Consider the following 21163-nt stretch of genomic DNA (forward strand, 5'->3'; position numbering starts at 1 on the left):
ACGCCGGGGGTCGCGGGTTCGAGTCCCGTCCACTCCGCCACTTATATTAAGCCCCAGTCGAAAGACTGGGGCTTTTTTCGTTTTGGTTCCCCGACTTACCTTAAACCCACTTTCGTATTGAAACCTTGCATCGAGAGGCCGGCTTCCCTCTGGCGATGCTTTCTAAGCCCTGTTATGAGTGAAGTGGAACTCAGTTTTGTGTGGTTTCTACTGAACCGGGTCCTAGTATCGAGCGCTAGTTCTCAGCCCTTGTGCTTACTTACCAAAGCTTCCTTTATTATTACCTGGAAAATTTATTCACTAGGTTATGTTATTTTCGGGGGAGATTTCTCTGCTTTAGATGTTTTGATTTAGCCATAGGCGCTTATTAATATAAACTCAGCGCATTTAAAACTTTCCAAACATGGATTTTGTTTTGTCGACCTATTTAAGCCAGTGTCTTAAAGTATATTCGCTACTTCTTCCCTCTAACCCTCTCCAACCTTCAAAGCCACCACTACGTACGTATAACGTGAGCGGTATAGGTGCTTTCATAGCTGTGTTTGCTGAGTAAGCAGTTCACCTGGCACATTGACTGAGGAAAAGTCTTCTTTCTGTGGACCTTCGTGTAAGTCACGATAGTTTTAATAATTATCTGGTACTTTTTATTCTAAAGGTGTACGCTTCACATCGAATATTTTTTCGACAGTAAATCATGTTATATCTCTTGTTTAAAAGCTTTGTAAGAAGGCTGAACTCCGTGCAAAAAACGCGATGAAGTGTTGCCCGGAGTCTTAAATTAATCTTCATCAGGTGTTTTATGCGTGAGTAACTTCGCTGAAGTTATACGCAGGCGTCTGTACACCTGATAAAAGAGAAGAGATGGCCGGTGATATTTCATCATCGGCCTTTTTGTATCTGTTAAGCAGCTACAAAGCATTATCCAGTATTGAAATAAGGGCCGGTATTGATCACCGGCCCTTTTTATTTGGTTAAAAGCATGAGTATTTTACAAGTTAAAAATTTGTCTTATCAGATCGCTGATAAGAGTTTATATAACAACGCGACATTTCGAATTAACGTGGGAGAGAAAATAGGTATCACTGGAGCGAATGGCGTTGGAAAAAGCACCTTATTAAAACTGCTTATTGGTGAATTATCTGCAGATAAGGGCTGCATTGACTGGTTACCAAACCTTGAGGTGGGGTATTTAGAGCAACATTTTAAGATGGATAATGCGCTGACGGTTTATGAATGCTTAAAGAGTGCTTTTGAGAACTTATACGCTGCCGAGCAGAAGCTTTGGACTTTGTATCAGGCGATGACCGAGTCTCACTCTACATCTCTTTTAAGCCAAGTCGCTCGGCTACAGGCATATTTAGAAGATGAAGACTTCTATGCAATTAATACCAAAATTGAACGAGTTGCTGTAGGTCTTGGTATTTATCAATTTGGCTTAGATACACCGCTTGTCTCGCTAAGTGGCGGTCAAAGACACAAAGTCCTTTTAGGCAGGTTGTTACTTCGCAACCCCGATGTGTTAATTCTTGATGAGCCGACAAACTATCTTGATGCTCCTCACATTGAATGGCTAGTCACGTTTCTCAATGATTACATTGGCACAGTTTTACTGGTTTCTCATGATGTTGATTTCCTTAATCAAGTAGCGACCAGTATTTGTGATATTGATTATCAAACGGTTCGAAAATACAGCGGCACTTATGTCAAAGCAATGCAGCAAAAGCATCACGATGGTGCTTTGATAGAAAAGCAATATAAGGCTCAGCAAAATGAAATTCGAAAGTTAGAGCAATTTATTGCCAAAAATGGCGCTGGAGTTAACGCGAGTCTTGCTAAAGGGCGTAAGAAAAAACTGGATAAAATCGAACGTATTCAACTGAATAATGTAGAGAAAGTATCGATGTTTGACTTTGCTTACCAGCCCATTGGGCAACAGTATGTGATTGACGCAAAAGCGTTGATGATAGGTTATCAGCAGCCTCTGCTTCCTGCGCTTGATATCACGTTAGCGCGCGGGGAAAAGTTGGTTGTTGCTGGTTTTAACGGCGTGGGTAAGTCGACCTTACTTAAAACCCTGATGAGGGAGATCGAGCTACTCTCTGGTGAGGTGGTATTGGCAAAAGGTGCAATGATTGGTTATTTTTCTCAAGATTTGTCTTGGCGCAATCCTCAGAACACACCTGAACAGGAGCTGTGCTCTTGTGCGCCAACAATCTCAAGCAAAGAGTCACGCAAGCTATTAGCTCGCTTTGGGATTACGGGGGATAAGACGCAGCGCCACTTAGATACATTGAGCGGTGGTGAGCAAACTCGGGTGAAGTTGTGTTGTTTATCGGTTCAGAAATGCAATGTTTTGCTGTTGGACGAACCAACAACACACTTGGATAGCAGCAGTAAAAATGCGCTTAAAGAGGCTCTCCAGCGCTTTTCCGGTAGCGTGATTGTGGTATCTCATGAGAAGGCATTTTTGCAATCTTGGCCTGATAGAGTTTTAGATATTTCGTTGCTCACTTGTGCTGAATCGGAAACAGAACAGGAGGTGGAGCTATGATGCAGTCCATGATCCTATTTCTCGTTGCTTTTCTTGTTGGTGCTGATGAGTTGATGCTTGGATCTATTCTTGAACCTATCGGAAATGATTTAAGTGTTCAACCGAGTCAGGTGACCTTATTTATTACGGCATATAGTTTAGCCATAGCAATTTTCGCTCCTTACTTGGGCCGTTTATCAGACCGAGCTGGGCGTATTCGTATCATGGTGCCTGCTTGCTTTGTATTTGGGGTTGCGTCTATTACGACGGGCATAGCTCATGATTTTGAACTTGCTATTGCAACTCGTGTGATCACTGGTATTGCAAGTGCAGGCATGTTACCAATTGCATTCGCGTTAGCGGGAGACGCGAAGGGTAATAGAGCGATGCGTCAAATTGTGATGGTTCAGGCGGGATTAACGCTAGGTATGATAACTAGCCCGGCGATCGGAGCATTGTTGACCCAGCTTTTATCATGGCGTGCCGCTTTTATTATTTTGGGCGTGGCGGCTCTTTTTGTCGGTGCCATGAGCGTAGTGTCCATGAACAACAAGCATAATGAGTCCAAGAAGTCAGATACTCTGCCACCTATCACAGACGTCATTCATCTTCCAGGCGCGTTGAGGGCGATTCTAGCGATGTGTTTAGGCCTGGGGGGAGGTATTGGTGTATTTAACCTGATAGGCCTTCATATTCGAGATACCAGCGAGTTGGCGCTCGGTTGGGTGGGCGCTATTTATGCTGCTCTAGGGATCGTGAGTGTGGTTGGAAATATGTGCGTGGGGAGAGCTTGCCGTTGGCTTGGTAGCTCTCGAGCCGTTATGCGAGTGGCTTTAATGGTGTGCATACCTTGCAGTGCATGGGTGTTCTCAAATGAGATGAGTACGGTTACCGCTTATCTTCCAGCTCTAGTGCTCTGGTCTCTTGCTGGAGGGGTAGGCTCTCCGGCGTTACAAGCACATATAGCAAGCTTATCTGATGAACATCGAGGTGTGCTGATGTCTTCTGGAATGAGTATGATGCACTTTGGTGTCGCGATTTGGTCTGCCTTGGCGGGCTTCGCGTATTCTGTAGGCAATGAATGTGTCGCTTTCGTGGCTTTCCTATTGTTTGGCTCAGCGGTAGTTATATTAAAGCCAGTTGGTAATGCTGAACAAAGTGAGCGTTATTCGTAGTGTTTTAGTAGATAAAGAAAAGCCGTTATCTAAAAAGGTAACGGCTTGTTCCAAATATTTTTTGAAAGCCGGTCTTAGTTCATGCCGTATTTCTTAAGTTTCTTGCGAAGAGTACCGCGGTTGATACCCATCATAGTTGCTGCGCGAGTTTGGTTACCGCGAGTGTACTGCATGATAGTATCTAATAGTGGCTGTTCAACTTCAGCTAGAACTAATTCGTATAGTTCTGTTACTTCCTGGCCGTTTAGTTGAGCAAGGTAGTTTTTAAGAGACGCTTTAACAGAGTCACGTAAAGGCTTCTGAGTAATCTGGTCTTGTGACGTTACTGTAGTTACTGTTAATGCTTCTGAAGTCAGATTTTGTTCGAACATATTCGGTCTAGCTCTTCTCTTAATTATGATGCAACGTTATCAAAATAACCTTCTAACGCCTCAATTTGCAGCGGAGCTGCGTCGATAGCGTTGAAGGTACGGCGAAACTCACTTGCCTGTTCATGCTCTTTCAGGTACCACCCAACGTGCTTGCGCGCGATACGTGGACCTAAGAACTCCCCATAAAATTCATGCAGAGCATTTACATGACCAAGCATAATGGTTTTCACTTCCTCAGTTGGAAGTTCCTCCATTGTGGTGCCGTTTTCCAAATAGTGATGGATTTCCTGGAAAATCCAAGGACGACCCTGGGCAGGGCGTCCAATCATTAAAGCGTCCGCACCGGTGTACTCCAGTACAAATTTGGCTTTCTCCGGGCTATCGATATCACCGTTCGCGATAACCGGAATTGAAATCGCCTCTTTTACCGCTTTAATGCTGTCATATTCGGCCTCACCTTTGTACATACATGCTTTCGTTCTGCCATGCAGAGCAAGGGCTTGTATGCCGCAGTTTTCGGCTAATTTAGCGATCTGGACACAGTTCTTGTTGTCTGTATCCCAGCCAGTTCGAGTCTTTAACGTTACAGGAACGTCCACTGCATTCACGACCGCTTTCAAAATCTCTTCGATAATGTTTGGGTATTGAAGCAGAGCAGAGCCCGCTAGCTTCTTATTCACTTTTTTTGCCGGGCAGCCCATGTTGATGTCGATGATTTGTGCACCGTTCTCAACACTGAATTGAGCTGCGTCCGCCATAAGCTGTGGATCGGAACCCGCAATCTGTACAGAGCGAATGCCCGATTCGCCCTCGTGTACCATGCGCTGTTTCGACTTTGACGTTCCCCATAGTTTTGGGTTAGCAGACATCATTTCACTGACGGCCATTCCCGCACCATAGCGAAGACACAACTCGCGAAACGGTCTATCCGTTACACCAGCCATAGGGGCTACGATTAGATTGTTCTTAAGTTGATAGTTTCCGATTTTCAAAACGTCATCACAGTTCTGTACCAGCAAGGGCGCGCATTTTACGCATTTTTTCACTGCGTGAAAAGACTAATATTTGAGCATTTACAAATTGTTTTTGTAAATTGTATGAATTTCAAACAATTAGCTCTGAAAACCTTGTCTAGCCTTGCTTACGACCAGAGATGCGACACCATTCACTTTGCTCAACAATCGGGTCAATGTGAAGCTCGTCACGGTAATAGTTCGCAACATCTTCAGCTTGAGTGTCTAATACGCCGGACATAGCGAGGTCGCCATTTGGCTTAACTAGTCCTTTGATGATAGGTGCAAGTTCACGTAAAGGTCCCGCAAGGATGTTGGCCACAACGATGTCAGCGACGAGACCTTCAGGTTGATTTTGCGGTAAGTAAACTTCTAGTTTGTCTGCAACGCCATTACGCTCAGCATTGTCTTTTGAAGCAAGCAGGGCTTGAGGATCAATGTCGATCCCTATCACTTTTTCAGCGCCCAGTTTGATCGCTGCGATCGCAAGAATACCTGAGCCACAACCGAAGTCGATAACGGTCTTACCGCTTAAGCCCATGCTTTCTAGCCACTCAAGACAAAGTGCTGTTGTAGGGTGAGTACCCGTACCGAATGCAAGGCCTGGATCCAACATAACATTAACAGCGTCAGGATCTGGAATATCGCGCCAGCTTGGACAAATCCATAAGCGTTCACCAAATTTCATTGGGTGGAAGTTTTCCATCCATTCGCGTTCCCAGTCTTTATCTTCAAGCTGTTCTACTTTGTAAGCAAAATTGTCAGCCAGCATGTTGCTCGCTTTAACTTGGTCGATGATGAAGTTAGTGTCTGCTTCTGCATCATACAGTGCCAGAATATCAGTATCGCCCCATAAGCGAGTTTCGCCAGGTAGAGGTTCGAATACAGGTGTATCCTGCGCGTCTAAGAATGTAACAGACAGCGCGCCAGTCTCTTCCATTAGCATATCGCCGATTTGCTCAGCGTTTTCATTGGTCGCGTTGAGTTTGATTTGAATCCAAGGCATTGGTTTTTGCTCTTAAAGTGAATGAAGTGGCGCAGAGTTTACCAGAACTCTACGATTTGTTTGAGTATATACCCAAATAAGCCGATTTATATGTTGAGCCCTTCGCGTACATATAAAACAAAAATGCCCACGGGAGTGGGCATTTTTTAAGACGTTTGCTTAGGCTTATTGTAAGCCAAGCTTCTTCTCTAGGTAGTGGATGTTTGCACCACCGTGTTGGAAGTTTTCGTCATTCATAATGGAGAATTGCAGTGGCACGTTAGTTTTGATGCCTTCGATGATCATCTCACCCAGTGCGTTTTTCATACGTGCAATCGCTACATCACGGTTCTCACCGTAAGTGATCAGTTTACCAATCATTGAATCGTAATGAGGTGGAACTGTGTAGCCTGTGTAGATATGAGATTCCCAACGTACACCCATACCGCCAGGAGCGTGGAAACGCTCGATCTTACCCGGAGATGGTAGGAAGCGCTCAGGGTCTTCTGCGTTGATACGACACTCAATCGCATGGCCACGGATCTTAATATCATCTTGAGTGAATGACAGAGGCTGACCCGCTGCAACACGAAGCTGTTCTTTGATTAGGTCGATGCCAGTAACCATCTCTGTTACTGGGTGCTCTACTTGAATACGAGTGTTCATTTCGATGAAGTAGAACTCACCGTTCTCGTATAGGAATTCAAACGTACCTGCGCCGCGGTAACCGATCTCGATACATGCACGAGTACAGCGTTCACCGATGTACTTACGCATTTCTTCTGTGATACCAGGTGCTGGAGCTTCTTCCACTACTTTTTGGTGACGACGTTGCATTGAACAGTCACGCTCACCAAGGTGGATTGCGCCGCCTTGACCGTCAGCAATAACCTGAACTTCAACGTGACGAGGGTTTTCTAGGAATTTCTCCATGTAAACCATGTCATTGTTGAACGCCGCTTTTGCTTCAGCACGTGTCATTGCAATAGCTTGGATAAGGTCTTTCTCTGCGCGAACAACACGCATACCACGACCGCCGCCGCCGCCAGATGCTTTGATGATTACTGGGTAACCAATGCGCTTAGCAAATGCTTTGTTTTTCTCTTCGTCATTGTCTAGAGGGCCGTCAGAACCCGGTACACAAGGAACGCCTGCTTTCTTCATTGCATTGATAGCAGATACTTTATCGCCCATTAGGCGGATAGTGTCTGCCTTTGGACCAACGAAGATGAAACCACTGCGCTCAACTTGCTCTGCGAAGTCTGCGTTCTCAGACAGGAAGCCGTAACCTGGGTGGATAGCCACAGCACCAGTCACTTCTGCTGCAGAAATGATGCGTGGAATGTTTAGGTAGCTGTCGATACCACGAGCAGGGCCGATACATACGGTTTCGTCTGCGAGTAGTACGTGCTTAAGATCGCGGTCCGCTGTTGAGTGAACAGCGACGGTCTTAATACCTAATTCTTTACAAGCGCGAAGAATACGAAGTGCAATTTCACCTCGGTTCGCGATGACTACTTTGTCTAGCATAAGGCAAGCCCCGCTTATTCGATTACAACAAGAGGTTGGTCGAATTCAACTGGTTGGCCGTCTTCAGCTAGGATTGCTGTAACAACGCCAGATTTGTCCGCTTCGATTTGGTTCATCATTTTCATTGCTTCAACAATACATAGAGTATCGCCAGCATTTACTTTCTGACCCACTTCTACGAATGCTTTAGAGTCTGGGCTTGGAGAGCGGTAGAAAGTACCAACCATTGGAGAAAGAACTTGGTGACCTGCAGGTGTTGCTGCTGGAGCTTCTGCTGCTGGCGCTTCCGCTACTGGTGCCGCTGCTACTGGAGCAGGTGCCGCCGCTGGAGCTGCTGCGTAGTGAATTGGTGCTTGAGGGGCTGCAGTGCCATGACGGCTGATGCGCACTGACTCTTCACCTTCAGAGATCTCTAGCTCAGCAATGCCAGACTCTTCAACTAACTCAATTAGCTTCTTGATTTTACGAATATCCATCTTTTCTTTCTCTTTTATCTTGTGATTAAGACAACCCTCGTAGGGTTGCAGAGTGTTAGGGTTACTTTGCCTGTAGCTTATTGATCGCTGCAGACAGAGCAAATTCATAACCTTGTGCGCCTAAACCGCAAATCACACCCTCTGCTTTATCTGACAGGTAAGAGTGATGACGGAATGGTTCACGTGCGTGCACATTTGATAAGTGCACCTCAATAAATGGGATGGCGACGCCAAGTAATGCATCTCGCAGCGCCACACTAGTATGAGTGAAAGCCGCTGGATTGATGATGATGAAGTCAATCTTGCCATAGGCAGCGTGAATGGCTTCAATCAGTTCGTACTCACGATTTGATTGTAGGTGTTCCAGTTCTACCCCAGCGTTATGGGCTTGCTCTGTAAGAGTATCCACAACTTGAGCTAAGGTACTGTGACCATAGTGTGTCGGTTCGCGCAGACCCAATAGATTAAGATTTGGTCCGTTTAGAACAAGAATCCGTGACTTTGCAGACATTGTGTTGCTATCTTCCCTTATCGTGAGTGGAACGTTTATATTCCCAAATATACGATAGTTCAGCACGATTTTTTTGTTAAAACCGAGCAAATTTTAAAAAATCGACCAAGATTATAGCTAATTCATAGCAATTAGCAGCAATTTACTGGTCTAATCTCCTAATAGCCACTCTCGTTTCTGTAACCAAGTTAACAAAAACAACATAATTGCCATATTTTTTGTGTGGCCAATTTGTGCACTAAAGCAAAAAACCGCCATGAGTGATGGCGGTTTTTAAAGTGCTTTTAAAACAGTTGGTTGAATTTATGCCAATTCTGCTTTCTCTGCGATAAGTTTATCTACAACGCTCGGATCGGCAAGCGTTGATGTGTCTCCGAGGTTGCTGGTATCACCCGTTGCAATTTTACGCAGGATTCGACGCATGATCTTACCAGAACGAGTCTTCGGTAAGGAATCCGTCCAGTGCAGTACATCTGGTGTTGCAATTGGACCAATCTCTTTACGCACCCAATCTTTCACTTCTTTGTGTAGCTCTGCTGACGGGAATTCACCATCGTTCAAGGTAATGTAAGCGTAGATAGCTTGGCCTTTGATATCATGCGGAATGCCCACAATAGCGGCCTCAGCAATTTTATGATGTGCGACAAGAGCCGATTCTATTTCAGCGGTACCCATGCGGTGACCCGACACGTTTAGTACGTCATCAACACGGCCCGTGATCCAGTAGTAACCGTCTTCGTCACGACGAGCCCCATCACTAGTAAAGTACATTCCCTTGAAGGTTGAGAAGTAGGTCTGTTCAAAGCGTTCGTGGTCGCCATAAACAGTACGCATCTGACCTGGCCATGAATCAAGGATCACCAAGTTACCTTCTGCTGCGGTTTCTTCAATGATGTTGCCCATGTTATCAACCAGTGCAGGTTGGACTCCGAAGAATGGTCGAGTTGCTGAGCCTGGTTTTAAGTCTGTTGCGCCTGGTAGTGGTGCAATTAAGATACCGCCGGTCTCTGTTTGCCACCAAGTATCAACGATAGGCGAGCTCTCGTTACCAATCGTTTTGTAGTACCACTCCCACGCTTCAGGGTTGATAGGCTCACCTACTGAACCCATCACACGTAAGCTTGAACGAGATGTCCCTGCTACCGCTTCGTTACCTTTTGCCATTAGTGCACGAATAGCGGTTGGCGCAGTGTAGAGAATGTTCACTTGGTGCTTATCAACCACTTCACTCATACGAGCCGTGCTTGGGTAGTTTGGAACACCTTCAAACAGAATGGTTTTGGCCCCGTTCGCTAGTGGACCATAAATTAGGTAAGTATGGCCTGTAATCCAGCCCACATCCGCGGTACACCAGAAGGTTTCACCTGGTTGATAATCGAAGACATATTTAAAGGTCATTGCCGCGTAAACGAGGTAACCGCCTGTAGTATGTAGTACGCCTTTAGGCTTACCTGTCGAGCCAGATGTGTAGAGGATGAACAGCGGGTCTTCGGCTTTCATCTCTTCTGGTGGGCAAACGTCAGAAACGTTGGCTGTTGCTTCGTGCCACCAAACATCACGGTGTTCATGCCATTCAACATCACCACCTGTACGTTTAAGCACGACGACTTTATTGATGGTTTTTACGTCTGGGTTGGTTAGTGCTTCATCCACGTTCTTTTTCAGTGGAACAGCGCGTCCGCCACGTACGCCTTCGTCTGCGGTGATCACGACTTTAGCGTCAGAGTCGATGATACGGCCGGATAGTGCTTCTGGTGAGAAACCGCCAAATACTACGGTGTGAACCGCACCAATACGGGTACAAGCGAGCATAGCCACTGCGGCTTCTGGCACCATTGGCATGTATAGACACACCACGTCGCCCTTGCGTACGCCTTGCTCTTTCAATGCGTTGGAGAATTTACACACTTCTTTGTGTAGTTCGTTGAAAGTGAGTGTTTTGTCGTCGGCTGGATCATCGCCTTCCCAAATGATGGCGACGTCGTCCCCGTGTTCTGCGAGATGACGGTCAATACAGTTAGCCGAGACGTTCAGTGTGCCATCTTCAAACCAGCGAATATCAACATGGCCAGTGTCGAAAGAAGTGCTTTTTACTTTGGTGAAAGGTTTGATCCAATCAACGATTTTGCCGTGTTCGTTCCAGAAGCCCTCTGGATCTGTTACCGACTGCTGATACATGGCTAAGTAAGTATCATTATCCGCGTGTGTATGAGTTTTAATATTTTCTTTTACCGGATAAACGTGGGCTTCGCTCATGGCTTCTCTCCTTGTGCCTTATTTCTCGGCCTTACACCAATCTAGATAAGATTTTGAATATATTTTTGTAGGGCTGTTTTTTGGTTCTAAATAACTTGGTCGTGGTAATGACGACGTTGTGCTTATAACTGTCAGTCACCGCGCGTATTTCCACAATTAGACTTTAGGATGAGAGTGATAGAAGCGCCGGGAAATCGCTGAAACAAAAGTATTTCTGGGAGCTAGGTCAACTGATTTTTATGTATACGGGGCGGTTAGGTTGGGTAAATCGCCTTTCGTTAAGCGGACAAAGACCAAAGCGGCAGAAATCGCGTCTTGCAAAGCGTCGTGTTTGTCTTGGATAGGAAGTTCGAGGTGTTTACAAATGGCATCCAGACTTAAGTCGAAGTAGGCATTCGGCAAATGTCGTTCCAACTTATCGTGATAAATCTGACTGACCTCGATGAGTGGGTTAGGAAGTGGGAAGCCAAGTTGCCGCAGACAAGCAAGGTCTAAGATCTTTTTATCGTAACGAATGTGATAGCCCACAAGTGGTCGGTTGCCGATAAAGTCGAGCAGCTCGAGCAGCGCCTCTTTTTCACTGATGCCATCGACTAAGTCTTGGTGGCGAATTCGATGGATCTTGACCGAGCCAGAGTCGAGCGATTGCGGCGCGCGTAAGCGGACTTCAAATGGTTGACTGGTGATGATGCGGTTGTCGATGATCTTGGTGGCTGCAATAGTCACCAGCTCGGCGCGATTTGGGTCAAGGCTGGTGGTTTCGCAGTCAAGAGAGACGTATTCTGTTTTATCTGGCGTGCAAAACAGCGACTGATAAGGCGAACCTTTCAATTTGTAGTACCAGTATTTGCGTTGTAACCAGTTCATTGCTTACGCCTCTGTGATTTATGAAAATCAGGGTTAATCACGAATTTGATAATGGAAGCCTAAAAATTGCTTAAATTTCTTCACCACATGTAAGCTGTGGCGAAGCAAATCACGCTCAGTTCTATCCAGTTGTTTAATATCAATGTTATTCAACGCTTCTTGCTTTTTGAGTTGCTGATTAAGGCGAAGTTTAAAGAACAATTTCAGTGCTTCGTTGAGATTATCTGCCGTTTCGGATTCTAAGATGCGCTTATTTCTCAGAGCTTCAATGCGCTCAAATGTGTTCTTCTCCTCAATGGCATATTCCAAAGACAAGGTGCGAATGCCGTGTACAATTGGGAAAATACCGCCGCGTTTAATGTCCAATCCGTCTTTAGCACTTTTTACGTTGCCAAATAGAGTTAGGGGCACAGAAAACTGCAAGGCAGGGCGAGTAAAATCAGACAATATCAACATGCGATCTTTCATTGTGTCACGAAGATGCGCCGCAATTGGAGCCAGCAGCTCGCAATTCCCAGCAACAGCATGGGCGTCACTGAAAATGGCTAAGTCCATGATTTGTTCTGGTTCGGCTTTAGCTATCCAGTGGTTTAGGGTGCTTATCCATTCTTGCTGTGTTTTGACCCACTTCGGGTTGTTAACCATCACTTTGCCAGGGCAAAGTGGATAACCGAGCTGTTGTAGGGTGTGTGTGAAGGATTGCATCACTTGTTCGCAATGAGGCCATTCCAGACCATCTTGAATAATCAGGCCATTGTCTTGATCGGTTTTGAGAATTTGCTCTCCTCGGCCTTCAGAGCCGAGTACGATCAAGCAACAATGGTCGTGCAAGGCTGGTGGTATTACTAACTCGAACGCTTTCTCGATAATTTGCTCGTTTACGGCTGAGATAAGCTCCATGATGAAGCGAGTGCGGATGCCGTTTTTCAATAAGCTCTCGACCAATTGACGTTGGCGGTTTGAGGCCAAAGCGAGCTCTTCCACGCTGCTTGCTCGAGCAATACTGAGCGTTAACACGTGAGAGTGGGTTGAAAACGCGCTGAGAATTTGGGTCATATCCAGCATGCCGACGGCTCGGTTGCCTTCACATACCATGAGGCGTTTCATTCTATTTCTGGTCATTGTGATCATGGCGTTGAATAGAAAGTCACCATCATCAACGTGATAAACAGGAAAGCTCGCGATCTCACCCACTGGTGTGTCGAGCGCGCAACCATCTATCATCACAGAATGCAGCATATTAGTACGAGTCACTATTGCGTACGGGTGGGCTGATGGCCATTTTTCCAATCGTGGATCATCGCCATGGAGTTGAACCAATGCAGCGTCAATCCCATTTTCTTTTAAGGAACGTGTTACCTCGTTAATTGGTGTATTTGGTTCAAGGATCATCGGTGGGTGATAAATGCTGCGGTCAACTTTAGTGAGAATAAACTCCGCTAAGTTTTGCTGTTGATGGGCCGCTTCGATGAGCTCTTGCCGTTTCGATAAATTGTTATCGAAATAGGCTGCAAACTGGCCATTTTCGTTGTAAAGGGCAAGGAAAACTTCTTTCGGCATTAGGTAAGAGAGCGTGTCCTCAAGCGCGATGTAGTGATGACGTACCTTGTCTTCAAGTAACGAGCGTACATCGAACATATCGTCGTTGGCATAATGTGCGAACACTTCTTGTTGATCGTTGGAGCGCTCTTCTACCGCGCCTTTGATCAGAATATGTAAGTGGGGGTTCTTCTGTCCGCAGGATAAAATAACATCTCGAGCTCGATAGTAGGCGACGTCCAGAGACGATCGCAGTCGCGATTGTTGTGCTTCAGTTAAGCGATCGAACGGTGGAGATTGCATGTTAAATTTGTCAGGCATGAGAACACCCAATAATGATGGAAGGAACACTCTCTAAGTCTGACAAATTTCTTACCGGAAGCCAGACGACTTTGGTCTAAATTACGATGTTTTCGTTTGAAGATGCCAAATGTCGCAAAGTTAGTATTCCATCGAGGAAACGATAAGTTTCTTATTCTTCCCTTTTTATAATACGCATGGCGATCCATAATTCCCGGCTCGAACGTTGGTGTTCCCGTTTTAGGATATTAGTAATGTTGAAACCTTCTCCGTATGGCTGGATTTCCCAGTACTTTCTCGGATTCTTCTTTGCGTATGGCGTGTATCTGCCATTTTGGTCACTTTGGTTTAAGGAGCAAGGAGTATCTTCGACAGATATCGGTTTGCTGGTCGGGTTAGGCCTTGCGACACGTTGTGTTGCCAATATCGTGATCACCCCACGAGTACACAAAGTCGAACATCTTATGCCTGCTTTACGTTGGTTGAGTTTCGCTGCCCTCTTTTTTGTTGGATTTCACTTTTTTACGGGTGGTAGCTTTTGGTTAATGGCACTAGCGACAGTGTTGTTCAATCTTTGTTGTGGACCGATTATTCCGTTGTCGGACGCGATGGCAAATTACTACGCTCGCCTGAAAATGCTCGATTATGGCCGCACGCGGCTATGGGGTTCGATCGCCTTTATCGCAGGCTCGACGGCAGTGGGCTACCTGGTGGCTGAATTTGGCTCCGATATGATCTTGTACACTGCGATGTTCGGCGTGTTTATCTCGTTGCTGTTTGCTATGCGACCGACTAACCCAATGCCTGTAACGCATGGTGGGCAAAGCGCAGAACGTCCAAAGCTGACCGCTCTTTTGACCGACAAGCCGATACTAAAATTCTTAGTGTTGGTGTCACTAATTCAGGGCAGTCATGCGGCTTACTACGGCTTTAGTGCGATTCACTGGAAGGCCGCTGGTCACTCGGAAGATGTCATTGGCTACTTGTGGAGCTTAGGAGTGGCCGCAGAAGTGGCAGTGTTTGCATTGAGTAAGCGCTTATTCGTAGGTTGGTCAATACGCGCGCTGTTTATTGCTGCTGCCGTTGGTGTAATGATGCGTTGGGGTATTACGGCGTCGACAACATCAATTATTGCTTTGGTGGTTGTTCAACTATTGCATGGTGTGACTTTCGCTACCGCACACATTGCCGCGATCCAATATATCCAAAACTCCGAAGAAAATAAGATCGTAGCGTTGCAAGCGTTGTATAACGCGATTCCGTTGGGCGCATTTATCGCGTTAATGACCGTATTGAGTGGCTGGGGTTATGAGCACTGGGGACCGCTTGTGTTCTGGGGCATGGCCGCGATGGGGTTATTGGCTCTGTTCATCAAGCTTGATTCGCAAGACCCACATCAGGTGGTTGATGTATCAGACAAGCCACTTGAAACACAGAATTAGACTTATGTAACAAAGGTTAAAAACTAAGCTTTGTCTCCGTTATCAAAGCAGTGTTAAATGAAACCTCTCCCTCATGGAGAGGTTTTTTTATTCTCTTGCTTTAAAAGTAGCAAGAAAGGCAAGAAAGGATATCGGATGCAAGGATGGCTGGTGGTTCCCGTTTCTTTAGCGTATTTGGGAGCTTTATTTATCATCGCGTGGTACGGCGACATTCAGAAAAGGTGGCTAGCGCGCTGGCGGCCTTGGATTTATAGCCTTTCCATTGCGGTGTACTGTACATCGTGGACCTTCTACGGCACGGTCGGGCAAGCCAGCAGTAATCCTTGGTCTTTCTTACCCATCTATATCGCCCCCATTTTAGTGTTTACCATCGGATGGCGCGTTTTAGCTCGGCTTATTTTGATTGCTAAACGGGAACACATCACGTCGATTGCTGACTTTATCGGAGCACGCTACGGTAAATCCCAAGGTTTGGCCGTGGTTGTTACGCTCATAGCGGTTGCGGGAATTTTGCCGTACATCGCTTTACAGCTGCGTGGTATCACTATGGGGCTTGAAATCATTGCTCCGGAGCTGGCTACTGATTTTGGTTATCAAAACGATAGCGTGTCGTGGTTTGTTGTGGTCGCATTGGCGATTTTTACGATGCTATTCGGTACCCGCCACATTGATAACACGGAACACCATCGTGGGATGATGATGGCAATTGCCTTCGAATCCATTATCAAACTGCTAGCTTTTTTAGTGGTTGGTGTTTTCATTGTTTGGTTGGCGATGAACACCGAGAATTTGAGCTTACTTGATGTTGCCGAACAGACGTATCAGTCACCAAATATCCCGACTATATTGATTCATACTGTACTGACCATGCTGGCGATCGTTTGCCTTCCGCGACAATTCCATACGATGGTGGTGGAAAATGAACGTGCTCAAGATTTGCACGTGGCTCGTTGGTTGTTCCCCATTTATCTGATCTTAATGGGGATTTTTGTTTTACCTATTGCGTGGGTAGGGCAAGGTCTCTTGAGTGGCGCTTCGCCTGATACTTATGTCATCAGTGTGCCGATGTCGGTAGGGGCGAGTGAAATCGCCTTACTTGCGTTTCTAGGCGGTACTTCAGCGGCAAGTGGCATGGTTATCGTATCGACGATTGCCTTAGCGATCATGGTCTCGAATGACTTGGTTATGCCATTGCTATTGCGTCGCATGCGACTGGCGCAGCGTAACCATCACCATTTTTCTGAATTATTACTGCGGATCCGCCGTGGTTTGATTTTAGTTTTGTTGATTGGCGCGTGGTGTTTCTATCAAGCGTTGGACACCATTCATTCACTGTCTGCTATCGGCTTTCTCTCGTTCGCGGCTATCACGCAATTCGCTCCTGCGCTGGTTGGCGGTATGTATTGGCGTCAAGGGAATAAGAAAGGTGTGTATGTTGGCCTCGCAGTGGGTTTTGCTACCTGGTTGATTACGTTAATGAGCCAAACAGACATGCTTGCCGGAGACGCCAGTAATAACTTCCTGATCTGGTTGATTACGCCACCAGAGGTATTGGCTAGCTTTGATATCGCGATTTCAGATTGGGGGATGATCCTCAGTGTGGTCGCTAATGCAGTGTGTTTTGTTGTGGTTTCTATGGCTACCCGACCAAGCCTAAGTGAGCGCTTACAATCGGCATCATTCGTTGGTACACCGTTGCCTGAAAGCGAAAATATGAGTCTGTACCAGAGCCGCGTTACGGTTGCAGAACTGGAAATGCTAGCGTCCAGATTTGTAGGACGAACGCGAGTTAAAGCGGCGTTTCGAGCCTACTGGAGCCAGCAACGAGAAGAGTTGATGCCGAATCAACAAGCGCCATCTTCTCTGATTCGGCATACGGAGCGTGTGCTAGCTGGGGTATTTGGTGCATCTTCTGCTAAGTTAGTACTTACTTCCGCTCTGCAAGGTAGAAATATGCAGCTTGAAGAGGTGGCGACTATCGTCGATGAAGCCTCTGAACTGTACGATTTTAGTCGGGGTTTACTCCAAGGCGCGATTGAGCATATTGGACAAGGTATTGCGGTCGTCGATAAGCAACTACGCTTGGTAGCGTGGAACCAACGCTATTTAGAACTCTTTGAATTTCCGCCAGGCCTGATTCAAGTAGGTCGACCGATCGCGGATGTGATTCGGCACAATGCAGAGCAGGGGTTGTGTGGCCCTGGTGACCCTGATGACCACGTCCGTCGCCGTGTTTATCACCTTGAGCAAGGAACTCGGCACACCTCTTCTCGGGTTCGTCCCGATGGTCGCGTGATAGAGGTGCAAGGTAACCCAATGCCAGGTGGTGGCTTTGTGATGAGCTTTACCGACATCACCGTATTCCGTGATGCAGAGCAAGCACTGAAAGACGCCAACGAGACATTGGAAGAAAGGGTACGTCTGCGGACTCGAGAATTAGAACAACTCAACAAGCAGCTGGTGGAAGCGACGCAGCGCTCGGATTTGGAATCGAAGTCCAAATCACGGTTCTTGGCGGCAGTAAGCCATGACTTGATGCAACCGCTCAACGCGGCGCGTCTATTCGCGTCTTCACTATCGGAAGTCGCCAAAGACAGCGAAGCCAAAAAGCTGTCAGCACACATTGAAAGTGCTTTAGAGGCTGCCGAAGACTTAATTGGAGATTTGCTGGATATCTCGCGTTTGGAATCGGGCAAGTTGGAAGTCAACGTGCACGGCTTTGCGTTAAATGATGTGTTGTCGAATTTGAATGCTGAGTTTAGTGCGTTAGCCAAACAGCAAGGCATAGAGTTCACCATGATTCCGTCCTCACTCATGGTTAAGTCGGATCCCAAACTGCTGCGCCGTGTGGTGCAAAACTTCCTGACCAATGCGTTTCGTTATAACCCGAATGGCAAAGTCGCACTCGGTGTTCGCCGCGTGAAAGGGCGAGTGCGTATTGATGTATGGGATAATGGAGTGGGGATTGAAGAAGAGAAGCAGCAAGAGATTTTTGAAGAGTTTAATCGCGGAACTCAAGTTCGTTCCGACCAAGGCCTCGGACTTGGTTTGGCGATTTCGAAAGGAATTGCTCAGGTACTTGGGCATGAAATTTCGATGCGCTCTTGGGTTGGAAAAGGCAGTGTTTTTTCCATCACCCTAGATAAAGCTGATCATGTTCAGCCTCATCCAGTTCACGTGGCAATGAGTAAGCAATCTGAACTTGGTCATCTGAGAATCCTATGTGTCGATAATGAGCCTGACATTCTAGTCGGCATGGAAAACTTACTTTCCCGATGGGGCTGCGATACACGAGTTGCGATTGATTTAGTTGAAAGTCTACAAGCGCTTGAGGATGGTTGGATTCCGGATGTAATTTTCTCCGATTACCGACTTGATGATGGTCGTACTGGTTTAGAAGTGCTACAGCAATGCCGCCTGAGATTAGGCCACAGCTTTGAAGGCGTCATCATCAGTGCAGATCGTACCGATGATATGCTTGATGGCATCAAAGCAAATGGGTTCAGCTTTATTGCTAAGCCAGTTAAGCCGCTTAAGCTGCGTTCGGTGCTCAATCGAGTCGCTTAGGATTGGAGTGTTTGAAAAATCACTATAAAAGAGACCTCCGAATGGAGGTCTCGATATTTGTAATCTTAGTTGATAGGCTGAGTTTGCCGTTTATTCTGCGACGCCGCCTTGGGTCAGTTTGGCTGGATTAAGCAATCGCTCTAGTGTGGCTCTATCCAAATCAGTTTCTTCTTCCGCGACATCAATAATCGCGCGTCCCTGTTTGTAGGCTTTTTTCGCGACTTCTGCCGCTTTTAGGTAACCAATGACAGGGTTGAGAGCCGTGACCAAAATTGGGTTTTTGGCGAGTGCTACATCCAAGTTATCTTGGCGAACTTCAAACGTCGCAATGGCTTTGTCAGCTAAAGCGGTTGCGCTGTTAGAGAGTAACTCGATGCTCTCCAATACGTTATGAGCAATAACTGGCAGCATGACGTTAAGCTGGAAGTTGCCCGCTTGGCCTGCGACGGTAATGGTGGTGTCATTACCAATGACTTGCGCTGATGCCATAGCTGCGGCTTCTGGGATCACAGGATTTACTTTGCCAGGCATGATGGAAGAACCCGGTTGCAAGCCTTGTAATTCAATTTCACCTAAACCAGCCAATGGGCCTGAATTCATCCAACGAAGATCGTTTGCGATCTTCATGATCGCAACTGCTGCTGTTTTGAGCTGTCCCGACAGAGCGACGATCGCATCTTGACTGCTTAAATTGAAAAAGAAGTTATCACTGGCCGTGAACTGAATACGAGTTGACTGGGTTAGGTTGCTAGCGAATAAGTCTGCAAAGCGTGGATCGGCATTGATCCCCGTTCCAACCGCCGTACCACCTTGGGCTAAGGCTTTTACAGCAGGAAGTGTTTGTTCAATCGCTTGTTTTGCATGCTCGATTTGGAACTGCCAACCGCCAAGTTCTTGAGCAAAGGTAATTGGCATCGCATCCATTAAGTGGGTGCGACCGGTTTTTACAACATCTTTCAATGCTTGTTGCTTAGACTCTAGTGTTTGGCTTAGGTGTGACAGGGCCGGGAAGAGCTGTTTTTCAATGGCTAATGCTGCGCTAACTTGAATGGCCGTCGGTACCACATCGTTGCTGCTTTGTCCCATGTTGACGTGATCATTAGGGCTGACAGTGCCGCCTAGATGCTGGGAGGCCAGTGTTGCAATTACTTCATTCGCATTCATATTTGAGCTAGTGCCTGATCCCGTTTGGAACACGTCAATTGGGAATTGCTCAATATGATTGCCTTCGATAATTTCTTGAGCTGCGTCAGCGATCGCGTTGGCAATATCTCCCTCAAGCAGCCCTAGCTGTGCGTTGGTGAGTGCCGCAGTCTGCTTGATGTGTGCTAACGCTTTGATAAAACCAGATGGCATTTTATGTTGACTGAATGAGAAGTTATCGACGGCGCGTTGAGTCTGGGCTTGGTAGAGAGCATCTGCAGGGACCGTTACTTCGCCCATACTGTCAGTTTCTATGCGGAATTCGGTGCTCATGGTAGGGATCCTTTTGGTTAATCGAGTGAGATTTGAATCAGGCGTAATTGTTGTTGTAGTGCGAGAAATTTCACGTCGCCTTGTTCAAACTGGTAGTAATAACGTTTGAGGCAAAATAATGGCGTATGGATAGAATCGAGACAGACACGACGGAAGATACGACTGCGAGTTGAGTCTTGAATTGCGTCTAGTAAATGGAAATAAACCTGACGTAAAAACAGCTCACACAACAATAGATTTTCTTCATCGGCATCGTGTTCATAACAGGAAGACAACACCATTCCCCAATGAATATAGTCATGAATCACGTCTGGCTCAAAGCCATGTGGTGCGGCGAGAAGGAATCTATCTTGGGCTTTAAAAAATGCGTTAAAGATGTCCCGTTTGTTGTCCATAACCACCTCTCATTAAATGTAATGATAATTATTATCAATTAACTTGTGGGTTGGCAACCCTTTTTAGAGTAAGAGGTTGTTGAAGAAAGACTTACGGAAACAAAAGCCGACGCAAAGGCGTCGGCTGAGTAGGAATTCATTTATGCTGAGTGAAACTAAGTCACTGTCGTTTGAAGGCCGGTGAATTAGCTTGTCGCCGTTATTCAGTAAATAAGGTTTCGTACTTCACAAATGCGGTTTGCGTTTCACCATAATACAGTGTGCCGCCTGATTGAATGACGACTCTTAACCAGCTTTCTGCAGATGCAGGCTTTGGTAAGGTGATGTACCAGCTTTGGCCTGCTTGATCGGCGGGCTTCATATCAATCGGTTGAGCGTTTTTCTCTTTGTCACTCACAATAGAAACTTTAACCCCTTCGAGTGGGTAAGCGGCGTTGAGTGACAATTCTAAGTTATTTTTAGTGAGTTTTTCCGAGCGAAATTTCACTTTAAAATCGCCATTTTCCATATCACACAGACCACTGGTGTAACGACAATTAGACTTACTCGCGAGTTTGTAAGTTTCCCCTTCTTGCGCCGCGTGGGGTTTCTCGCTGAGGGCCATATCGGTACCGAAGTAAGCGATCAAAGAGAGAACTGGCGCAATCAGTAGAGCGAGAATAAAGTGCTTGTTTTTGAACATCTTGGCTTCCTTGCAACGACATACTGCGAATATGGTAACTGAAAAGTG

At 46.3% G+C, this 21163-nt stretch carries 16 protein-coding genes; 4 read left to right on the forward strand and 12 right to left on the reverse strand.

From position 1 onward, the window contains the following. Nucleotides 1–979: 979 nt before the first annotated feature. The gene (locus R7041_RS18500) at nt 980–2551 is read left to right on the forward strand and encodes an ABC-F family ATP-binding cassette domain-containing protein (protein WP_064368839.1); all 1572 of its coding nucleotides are present in this window, start codon (nt 980–982) and stop codon (nt 2549–2551) included. Beyond that, nucleotides 2548–3705, forward strand: coding sequence for an MFS transporter (locus tag R7041_RS18505; RefSeq protein WP_064368838.1), 1158 nt, complete (start codon nt 2548–2550; stop codon nt 3703–3705). The genes R7041_RS18500 and R7041_RS18505 overlap by 4 nt, the downstream gene beginning before the upstream one ends. Before the next feature lie 74 nt (nt 3706–3779). Here R7041_RS18505 and fis read toward each other — a convergent pair whose 3' ends face one another. From fis to R7041_RS18550, 9 genes are all read right to left on the reverse strand, one after another. Then, a complete protein-coding gene (gene fis / locus R7041_RS18510) occupies nt 3780–4076 on the reverse strand; it encodes a DNA-binding transcriptional regulator Fis (protein ID WP_000462885.1) in 297 nt (98 codons plus the stop codon). Nucleotides 4077–4099: 23 nt separating this feature from the next. Beyond that, nucleotides 4100–5068, reverse strand: a complete 969-nt coding sequence (gene dusB, locus R7041_RS18515) for a tRNA dihydrouridine synthase DusB (RefSeq protein ID WP_005382505.1) — start codon at nt 5066–5068, stop codon at nt 4100–4102. A 139-nt stretch (nt 5069–5207) separates the two neighbouring features. Then, complete coding sequence (prmA, locus tag R7041_RS18520; protein WP_064368837.1) at nt 5208–6095, reverse strand: 50S ribosomal protein L11 methyltransferase; 888 nt, start codon at nt 6093–6095, stop codon at nt 5208–5210. 165 nt (nt 6096–6260) lie between these two features. Then, nucleotides 6261–7604 carry an acetyl-CoA carboxylase biotin carboxylase subunit gene (accC, locus tag R7041_RS18525; RefSeq protein WP_005382509.1) on the reverse strand — a complete coding sequence of 448 codons (1344 nt, stop codon included), beginning with the start codon at nt 7602–7604 and terminating at the stop codon, nt 6261–6263. A 14-nt stretch (nt 7605–7618) separates the two neighbouring features. Continuing rightward, nucleotides 7619–8080, reverse strand: a complete 462-nt coding sequence (accB, locus tag R7041_RS18530; RefSeq protein ID WP_005386355.1) for an acetyl-CoA carboxylase biotin carboxyl carrier protein — start codon at nt 8078–8080, stop codon at nt 7619–7621. 61 nt (nt 8081–8141) lie between these two features. Continuing rightward, nucleotides 8142–8591 (reverse strand): type II 3-dehydroquinate dehydratase, encoded by a 450-nt coding sequence (aroQ, locus tag R7041_RS18535; RefSeq protein WP_005382360.1) that lies wholly within the window; start codon nt 8589–8591, stop codon nt 8142–8144. A 303-nt stretch (nt 8592–8894) separates the two neighbouring features. Further along, entirely contained in the window at nt 8895–10847 is a 1953-nt protein-coding gene (gene acs, locus R7041_RS18540) for an acetate--CoA ligase (RefSeq protein ID WP_005386359.1), read from the reverse strand. Between the two features lie 237 nt (nt 10848–11084). Beyond that, nucleotides 11085–11714 (reverse strand): 3'-5' exonuclease, encoded by a 630-nt coding sequence (locus R7041_RS18545; protein ID WP_025768818.1) that lies wholly within the window; start codon nt 11712–11714, stop codon nt 11085–11087. 33 nt (nt 11715–11747) lie between these two features. Then, nucleotides 11748–13574: a DUF294 nucleotidyltransferase-like domain-containing protein gene (locus R7041_RS18550; RefSeq protein ID WP_064368836.1), complete on the reverse strand. Its 1827-nt coding sequence runs from the start codon at nt 13572–13574 to the stop codon at nt 11748–11750. Nucleotides 13575–13807: 233 nt separating this feature from the next. Between R7041_RS18550 and R7041_RS18555 the strand changes: the two genes are divergently transcribed. Further along, nucleotides 13808–14995: a 3-phenylpropionate MFS transporter gene (locus R7041_RS18555; protein ID WP_206949721.1), complete on the forward strand. Its 1188-nt coding sequence runs from the start codon at nt 13808–13810 to the stop codon at nt 14993–14995. 135 nt (nt 14996–15130) lie between these two features. Beyond that, nucleotides 15131–18562 carry a PAS-domain containing protein gene (locus R7041_RS18560; RefSeq protein ID WP_064368834.1) on the forward strand — a complete coding sequence of 1144 codons (3432 nt, stop codon included), beginning with the start codon at nt 15131–15133 and terminating at the stop codon, nt 18560–18562. Between the two features lie 90 nt (nt 18563–18652). Here the strand turns inward: R7041_RS18560 and R7041_RS18565 are convergent, their stop codons facing one another. The 3 genes from R7041_RS18565 to R7041_RS18575 form a co-directional block, all read right to left on the reverse strand. After that, nucleotides 18653–20038: a class II fumarate hydratase gene (locus R7041_RS18565; protein WP_054575306.1), complete on the reverse strand. Its 1386-nt coding sequence runs from the start codon at nt 20036–20038 to the stop codon at nt 18653–18655. A 17-nt stretch (nt 20039–20055) separates the two neighbouring features. Then, on the reverse strand, nt 20056–20433 hold the full coding sequence (locus R7041_RS18570; RefSeq protein WP_005382370.1) for a hypothetical protein: 378 nt from the start codon (nt 20431–20433) through the stop codon (nt 20056–20058). Nucleotides 20434–20632: 199 nt separating this feature from the next. Then, a complete protein-coding gene (locus tag R7041_RS18575; RefSeq protein WP_005382371.1) occupies nt 20633–21115 on the reverse strand; it encodes a hypothetical protein in 483 nt (160 codons plus the stop codon). Between the last annotated feature and the right edge of the window lie 48 nt (nt 21116–21163).

The sequence above is a fragment of the Vibrio sp. 1751 genome, from assembly GCF_033339895.1.
In the GTDB taxonomy this organism is placed as follows: Bacteria; Pseudomonadota; Gammaproteobacteria; order Enterobacterales; family Vibrionaceae; genus Vibrio; species Vibrio alginolyticus.

Bases quoted from the DNA above. Each gene is read 5' to 3' on its own strand.
- acs (WP_005386359.1), bottom strand. From the start codon at position 10,847: ATGAGCGAAGCCCACGTTTATCCGGTAAAAGAAAATATTAAAACTCAT.
- aroQ (WP_005382360.1), bottom strand. From the start codon at position 8,591: ATGTCTGCAAAGTCACGGATTCTTGTTCTAAACGGACCAAATCTTAAT.
- R7041_RS18570 (WP_005382370.1), bottom strand. From the start codon at position 20,433: ATGGACAACAAACGGGACATCTTTAACGCATTTTTTAAAGCCCAAGAT.
- accC (WP_005382509.1), bottom strand. From the start codon at position 7,604: ATGCTAGACAAAGTAGTCATCGCGAACCGAGGTGAAATTGCACTTCGT.
- prmA (WP_064368837.1), bottom strand. From the start codon at position 6,095: ATGCCTTGGATTCAAATCAAACTCAACGCGACCAATGAAAACGCTGAG.
- R7041_RS18565 (WP_054575306.1), bottom strand. From the start codon at position 20,038: ATGAGCACCGAATTCCGCATAGAAACTGACAGTATGGGCGAAGTAACG.
- R7041_RS18575 (WP_005382371.1), bottom strand. From the start codon at position 21,115: ATGTTCAAAAACAAGCACTTTATTCTCGCTCTACTGATTGCGCCAGTT.
- R7041_RS18560 (WP_064368834.1), top strand. From the start codon at position 15,131: ATGCAAGGATGGCTGGTGGTTCCCGTTTCTTTAGCGTATTTGGGAGCT.
- R7041_RS18505 (WP_064368838.1), top strand. From the start codon at position 2,548: ATGATGCAGTCCATGATCCTATTTCTCGTTGCTTTTCTTGTTGGTGCT.
- accB (WP_005386355.1), bottom strand. From the start codon at position 8,080: ATGGATATTCGTAAAATCAAGAAGCTAATTGAGTTAGTTGAAGAGTCT.
- R7041_RS18555 (WP_206949721.1), top strand. From the start codon at position 13,808: ATGTTGAAACCTTCTCCGTATGGCTGGATTTCCCAGTACTTTCTCGGA.
- fis (WP_000462885.1), bottom strand. From the start codon at position 4,076: ATGTTCGAACAAAATCTGACTTCAGAAGCATTAACAGTAACTACAGTA.
- R7041_RS18545 (WP_025768818.1), bottom strand. From the start codon at position 11,714: ATGAACTGGTTACAACGCAAATACTGGTACTACAAATTGAAAGGTTCG.
- R7041_RS18500 (WP_064368839.1), top strand. From the start codon at position 980: ATGAGTATTTTACAAGTTAAAAATTTGTCTTATCAGATCGCTGATAAG.
- R7041_RS18550 (WP_064368836.1), bottom strand. From the start codon at position 13,574: ATGCCTGACAAATTTAACATGCAATCTCCACCGTTCGATCGCTTAACT.